Below are 6,738 nucleotides of genomic sequence, written 5' to 3'. Positions count from 1 at the left end.
GGTGTAAAGAGGATTCTCAGTTATCGATCAGATTGGAGGTTGCGTTTTTTTCGGAAGCAAACGTCAACGATGCTCTATCCTGCGAGCCAAAAACTTATTTGATTTCCGAGACTTTCGATGATCTGACCACTTTCACAAACTATGACATGAACAACTGGACGACAAATTATAATGGCTATTTATATAAAATAACCAAGACTGATGACCAATATTATTTGCAGTCAATTGACAATGGCGCGGGAAGCAACTATCACGGAATTTTTATAAAGAAAATTTTCTTTGCAATGAAGCCTGGCGAAAAATACGCATGGAGTCTAGACTTTAAAACCCCTACCCAAATAGAACTTAAAATATATCAGAATGGCAACATGCTTTTTAGCCAGCTGCTGCCACCTACTCCTGAGTGGAGCACCCTGACAGGGGACTTTTATGTAGGTACCTCAATAGACCCATGCACAATCATCATTGCGTATGCGATAACGTTAGTGCCAGCATATATAGACAATTTAAGAATAAGAAAAATCTGACGTTGCATAGTTTTTTGCTTCAAAGCAAAGCCGATATGTAAGCTTCAATTAATCTATCGATTAGCACCATGGTGTAAATATGCGAAATTTAACAGGTTAGCGAATCTGATGCTTATGCAACAACCGATAAAAAGTAGGCCGCGAAACCCCTAGGACCTTCGCGGCCACACTCAAATTATCACTGTGCCGATTCAACACATCACACAACGCCTGCCGTTCCGCGCGGGTCTTGTAATCCTCCAGGGTACCCATCGGTGTGGCAATCGAATGCTGACTGATTAACCCCAGATCCCGCGCCTCAATCTGCCGCCCCTCCGCCAACACCAACCCCCGCCGTACCCGATTCGCCAGCTCGCGCACATTCCCCGGCCAGTCGTGCTTGCCCATGGCAATCAACGCATCCTCACTGAAGCTTCTTGGTCGACGCCCGGTTTCATGGCTATAGAAGTGGGAAAAGTGGTTGGCCAGCATCGATAGATCGCCATGGCGTTCACGCAGTGGTGCGGTTACCACTTGTAGAACATTGAGCCGGTAATAAAGGTCTTCACGAAAGCGCTTCTTTTCGATGGCTGCTTCTAGGTCAACGTGGGTTGCCGCGAGCACTCGCACGTCTACGGGGATCGGCTGACTACCCCCTACCCGCTCAATTTGCTTTTCCTGAAGAAATCGCAGCAGATTGGCCTGCAATTCCAGCGGCAGGTCGCCGATTTCATCAAGGAACAACGTGCCGCCATTAGCCGCTTCGATACGGCCGACCTTGCGCTGATGTGCCCCGGTGAACGCTCCTTTCTCGTGGCCAAACAATTCCGACTGAATCAAATGCTCGGGTATCGCCCCGCAGTTGATCGCCACAAACGGTTTGCTGTGCCGTTGTGATTGGCGGTGCAGGGTGCGGGCGACCAGTTCCTTGCCGGTGCCGCTTTCGCCGCGAATCAGTACTGGCGACTCGGTCGGTGCGAGTTTGCTCAGCAGTTTGCGCAGTTCGCGGATCGGTTTGCTGTCGCCGAGCAGTTCGTGCTCCGGCTGATCGACATGAATCGTGCCCTGCCCGCGCAGGCGTGCCATGCCGAAGGCGCGGCCCAGGGTGACCTGCACGCGGGAGACGTCGAAGGGCAAGGTGTGGAAATCGAAAAACCATTCACAGACGAAGTCGCCGACGTTCTGCAAGCGCAGGACTTCCTGATTGAGCACCGCAATCCACTCGGTGCCGCTGCGGCTGATCAGCTCTTTAACGGCTTCGGGACGTTCCAGATGGAACGGCTGCAAACGCAGCAGGCCGACGTCACAGGCGCGCGATGCGGCGTTTTCCAGATTACAACTGTCGACATCCCAACCCACGGCGCGCAATCCGGGCAACAGGCGATGGCAGTCGTCACAGGGATCGACTACCAGTAAACGTCTCGACGCGGGCGCTTCGCTCATGACTGCTCCTTGGCGCCAAATTTTATAAATGATTGTAAAAACAGTCATTTGGCAGACCCGGTTGTAACACTAGCAAGATTTTGACGGGGGCTTGTATCGATTGCTTATAGGGTGGTTGTTAAAAGAGTTATAAGAAAGTTGGTTGTTAGTTAGCTATCGACTATTTGCGGTGTGGCAAAGAGCTGCCCTCACCCTAGCCCTCTCCCAGAGGTAGAGGGGACTGACCGAGGTGTTTATCCGAGTTACGCCGACGTGAAATACCGAGCCGAACTCAGGCTTCGAAGAGCCCACCAATCGGCGCCCTCTCCCAATGTAGAGGGGACTGACCGTGGTGTTGTTCGAGTTCTGCCGACCTGAGATATCGAGCCGAACTCAAGTACCGAAGTGGCCACAAATCAGCTCCCTCTCCTCGGGGAGAGGGCTGGGGTGAGGGGTGAATCTAGCGCGATGTTCGGCCATGTAAAGAATCACTGACCTGAACTCGAATCATGTAAAGAACTTGAAATTTCTTTGTTTCACTTGTGACCCGCCCCCCGGTTGCGTGCATCAGTACAAGTAACCCGCCGCACGGTAAGCCCAACCGACGGCACATCATTTGATTGGGCGCCAATAGAGAGAAGACCCCATGACTGCCCCGCTGCGTATCAACGAAGCACTTTTGATTGCCAACCACGCGTTCAAGCCTTTCCAATGCGTGGCCTGGGCGCCACAAGACGGTAACGGTGAACTTAGCCTGACCGTCGTCGACCGCACCAACTCGCACATCGGTCGCAAACAGATCCCGAGCAGCGCCTACTCTGACCCGGCGCAACTCGAACAACTGCTGCAGCAGGCCCGCGCCGAACTGAGCGAAGACGGCCACAAGTTGCAATCGTGGTCGATGCCACATTGATAACCGCACAAGGGCGGATGACGTTGAAGTCATCCGCCCTTGTTGTATGCGTAGTCGAACAAGCAGGTACTTTCAGCGCAGTTTTACCCAAAGTACTTGGCTCGCTTGCGACTGGTTCAACAAGACACTGTTCTGGCACAGTGCGACCGTCGTTCTGTTAATCCGTCCAGTTGTGCTTCACGCGGTTCAGGGATTGAATGTTTCGCTCGTGCAGTCAGCCGCCCAATCACTGGGTATCGGTTCACTCGCAAGGAGATGCGTGCATGTCCACCCTGAACACTTTTGCGCTGCCTACTGCATGGAACAACCCCGGTTCGCTCGACTCGGCATTCGCCATTGGCGGTGTTGCGCAGGTTTACTTTGCCGGCAGTCTATCGAGCCAGACTCAGCATGTAGCGCTCGATGCACAGGGGCGGATTCTGGTTGCCGCGAAAGTCGGTACGCCAAAGGGAAGCCGATTTGGCCTGGCGCGACTGCTGGCGGATGGTTCGGCGGATTTGTCCTTTGCCATTCAGGGCAGCGTGATCGGCAGCTTCATCGAAGGTTGCGAAGCCAGGGCCGGCAAGGTCCAGGTGCTGCCTGACGGAAGGATTCTGCTGGGTGGCCTGCATTATGAGGGCACCCATCGCACCCTCCCCGCCCTCGCCCTGTTCGATACCAACGGCCAGCCAGACCGCACCTTCGGGGATGACGGCTTTCAGGTCGTGCAACTGCCCGGCGAGTTGTCCATGGGAACCCGCGACAACTGGTTGCCGCCGGGCGTGCCGGGTGTCGAAGCCTGTGATTTTGCGGTGCAGCAAGACGGCCGCATTCTGCTGATCGCCAATCATCATTTCAGCCTCGCCGACCACGCCGGGATGCTGATTCGTCTGCTGCCCGACGGCCAACTGGACGAATCCTTCAACGGACGCGGATTCGTGATGGTCCGCCACCTGCTGCTCAATACCTGGCTGAGCACCCTGCTGTTGAAGCAGGACGGGCGCATCGTCGTCGCAGGCTCGATCGACTTTCCGCAGCAAGGCCTGTTGGCAGTTTATCGCCCCGATGGCAGCCTGGATGAGCGCTTCGCCGTGGACGGTTTCATGGCCTTCAAGGCCCATGGCAACAGTACTCAGGTCAGCCAGATCATCGAGTCCGACGACAGGCTTTATTGCTTCGGCAGCAGCCGCGATCCGATCCGCTGCCTGACATTTGTCCTGCACGCCAACGGTCGACCGGACCTGCACTGTCATCGTGGCCAGCCACAGGTGTTGGACATCGGCCCCAGCGGTTGCCAATGGAATGCCGCCCAGCCAATGAGCGACGGCCGCATCGTCGCCGTAGGCGCCACCATCGGCGGGGTTGAAGCCGACTTCATGGTCGCCCGTTATCAAGCTGACGGCAGTCTCGATCCAGCGTTCGGCCAGGGCCACGGCTGGTTACGCACGCGACTGGGACGAAGTCTCGACACAGCCAGTTCGCTGGCCGTGCAAACGGACGGGGCCATTGTTGTGGGCGGCTATTCACTGGATGGCAACTACCGGGCAATGGTTGCGCGTTATCTGAATCCATAGAGCATTGAACAGGATCGAGGTTAACGGCGACTTGATCTTCCCTGAAACATCCGGCAACTTTCGCGCTTCTAAATAAAAGGAGCAGCCGATGTCCGGTTCAATCGCCCAGGCGTTCGCGCACAATTTCCTCGGGCAATCGCCGCGCTGGTACAAGGCGACCATCGTCGGTTTTCTCATTCTCAATGCCGTGGTGCTGTTCACTATCGGCCCGGTCGCCGCAGGCTGGTTACTGGTGATCGAGTTCATCTTCACCCTGGCCATGGCGCTCAAGTGTTATCCGTTGATGCCGGGCGGCTTGTTGTTGATTGAAGCGTTGCTGCTGAAGATGACCACGCCGCAAGCGCTCTACGATGAGTTGCTGCACAACTTTCCGGTGATTCTGCTGCTGATGTTCATGGTCGCCGGCATTTACTTCATGAAGGATTTGCTGCTGTTTCTGTTTTCGCGGCTGCTTTTGGGAGTACGTTCGAAAGCGATGTTGGCGTTGATGTTCTGCTTTTTGTCGGCGTTTCTTTCGGCGTTCCTTGATGCGTTGACGGTGACGGCGGTGATCATCAGTGCGGCTGTCGGTTTTTACTCGGTATATCACCGTGTCGCATCGGGTAACGATCCGCGTCAGGACAGCGAATTCAGTGACGATCAGCATTTGACGTCACTGCACCATGAGGACTTGAATCAGTTCCGCGCGTTCCTGCGCAGCCTGCTGATGCACGGCGCGGTCGGTACGGCGCTGGGCGGGGTCTGCACCTTGGTCGGTGAGCCGCAGAACCTGTTGATCGGCCATGAGATGGGCTGGCATTTCGGCGAGTTCTTCCAGAAGGTCGCCCCGGTGTCGCTGCCGGTGCTGGTGGCGGGTCTGGTGACGTGCGTGCTGCTGGAGAAGTTGCGCTGGTTCGGATACGGCACGCTGCTGCCGGACAACGTCCGCGCTGTGTTGGCTGACTACGCTGCCGAGGACAACGCCAAACGCACGCCTCGTCAGACGGCGGCGCTGCTGGTGCAAGGTGCGGCGGCGCTGATTCTGATTGGCTGCCTGGCGTTTCACTTGGCCGAAGTCGGCCTGATCGGTTTGATGGTGATTGTGTTGATCACTGCGTTTACCGGCATCACCGACGAGCATCGCCTCGGCAGTGCGTTCAAGGACGCCATGCCGTTTACTGCGCTGCTGGTGGTGTTTTTTGCCGTCGTGGCGGTGATCCATGATCAGCAACTGTTCGCCCCGCTGATCCAGTGGGTTCTGGCATTGCCGATGGATCAGCAGCCGGGCATGTTGTTCATCGCCAATGGTCTGCTCTCGGCGATCAGCGACAACGTGTTTGTCGCGACCATTTACATCACTGAGGTGAAACAGGCTTTTCTTGCCGGGCACATGACTCGCGAGCACTTCGAAACCTTGGCGATTGCGATCAACACCGGCACCAACCTGCCGAGTGTGGCGACACCGAATGGTCAGGCAGCGTTTCTGTTCCTGCTGACCTCGGCGATCGCGCCGCTGGTACGTTTGTCGTACGGGCGCATGGTGTGGATGGCGGTGCCGTATACCGTGGTGATGGGACTGCTGGGCTGGTATGCGGTGAGCTACTGGCTCTAAGCAACACTGAATAAACCTGTGGGAGCGAGCCTGCTCGCGAACGCGTTGGGTCAGGCAATGAAGGTGTTGAATGTGCCGACGCCTTCGCGAGCAGGCTCGCTCCCACATTGGTTTTTGTGTTGGGTCAGTGCGGGAGGATGTATTTCTCTATCGCCAGGACCACGCCGTCTTCGGTGTTTGACGCTGTAACGACATCAGCCTGACGCTTGACAGCCTCTTCCGCCTGGCCCATGGCTATCGACAAACCGGCGCATTTGAACATTGCCGGGTCGTTGCCACCGTCGCCGATGACGGCAGTCTGTTCCAGCGGCACGCCGAGGTATTCGGCGATGGTCGTCAATGCCGTGCCTTTGTTGGCCTCGAGCGCAGTAACGTCGAGATACACCGGCTGCGAACGCGACACCTGCGCCATGCCGTTGACCTTCGGCAACAGCTGCGCCTCCAGTTCGATCAACAACTCAGTGTTGTTGCTGGTGGCGACGATCTTGTCGATGCGCTCCAGATACGGTTCAAAACTTTCCACCACCACCGGCGGATAGCCGAGGCCGCTCTGTTCACGCGGGACCATCGGCCCGTGCGGATCCTTGAGCAGCCAGTCACCGCCGCTGAACACCCAGATTTCCACGTCCGGTTGATCGGCAAACAGTGCCAGTGCGATCAGCGCCGTGGTTGCCGGCAAATAATGCGCGGCCAGCAGCGTGCCGTCCGGTTTGACGATGGTGCCGCCATTGAACGCCGCTGTCGGCAGATCAA

The 6,738-nt window shown here is 56.5% G+C and carries 6 protein-coding genes; 4 read left to right on the top strand and 2 right to left on the bottom strand.

The features are described 5' to 3' along the window. Positions 1 to 527: carbohydrate binding domain-containing protein (locus tag D6877_RS29265; protein ID WP_206662996.1), on the top strand; the 527-nt coding region annotated here is incomplete at its 5' end. 96 nt (positions 528 to 623) lie between these two features. Here the strand turns inward: D6877_RS29265 and D6877_RS22895 are convergent. After that, positions 624 to 1,949 (bottom strand): sigma-54 dependent transcriptional regulator, encoded by a 1,326-nt coding sequence (locus D6877_RS22895; RefSeq protein WP_130912222.1) that lies wholly within the window; start codon positions 1,947 to 1,949, stop codon positions 624 to 626. A gap of 625 nt (positions 1,950 to 2,574) precedes the next feature. On the opposite strand from D6877_RS22895, the gene D6877_RS22890 reads away from it, so the two are divergent. The 3 genes from D6877_RS22890 (at position 2,575) to nhaB (ending at position 5,985) form a co-directional block, all read left to right on the top strand. Beyond that, positions 2,575 to 2,841 carry a hypothetical protein gene (locus tag D6877_RS22890; RefSeq protein WP_016774677.1) on the top strand — a complete coding sequence of 89 codons (267 nt, stop codon included), beginning with the start codon at positions 2,575 to 2,577 and terminating at the stop codon, positions 2,839 to 2,841. 263 nt (positions 2,842 to 3,104) lie between these two features. Continuing rightward, the gene (locus tag D6877_RS22885; RefSeq protein WP_130912221.1) at positions 3,105 to 4,394 is read left to right on the top strand and encodes a hypothetical protein; all 1,290 of its coding nucleotides are present in this window, start codon (positions 3,105 to 3,107) and stop codon (positions 4,392 to 4,394) included. An 88-nt stretch (positions 4,395 to 4,482) separates the two neighbouring features. After that, the gene (nhaB, locus tag D6877_RS22880; RefSeq protein ID WP_130912220.1) at positions 4,483 to 5,985 is read left to right on the top strand and encodes a sodium/proton antiporter NhaB; all 1,503 of its coding nucleotides are present in this window, start codon (positions 4,483 to 4,485) and stop codon (positions 5,983 to 5,985) included. A gap of 124 nt (positions 5,986 to 6,109) precedes the next feature. Here nhaB and D6877_RS22875 read toward each other — a convergent pair. Then, the coding region (locus D6877_RS22875) for an HAD family hydrolase (protein WP_130912219.1) at positions 6,110 to 6,738 on the bottom strand (629 nt) is incomplete at its 5' end.

Origin of the sequence: Pseudomonas sp. Sample_9 (genome assembly GCF_004307535.1) — a bacterium.
GTDB classification, from domain to species: Bacteria; Pseudomonadota; Gammaproteobacteria; order Pseudomonadales; family Pseudomonadaceae; genus Aquipseudomonas; species Aquipseudomonas mercuritolerans.
This window is presented reverse-complemented; position numbering and strand designations above follow the sequence as displayed.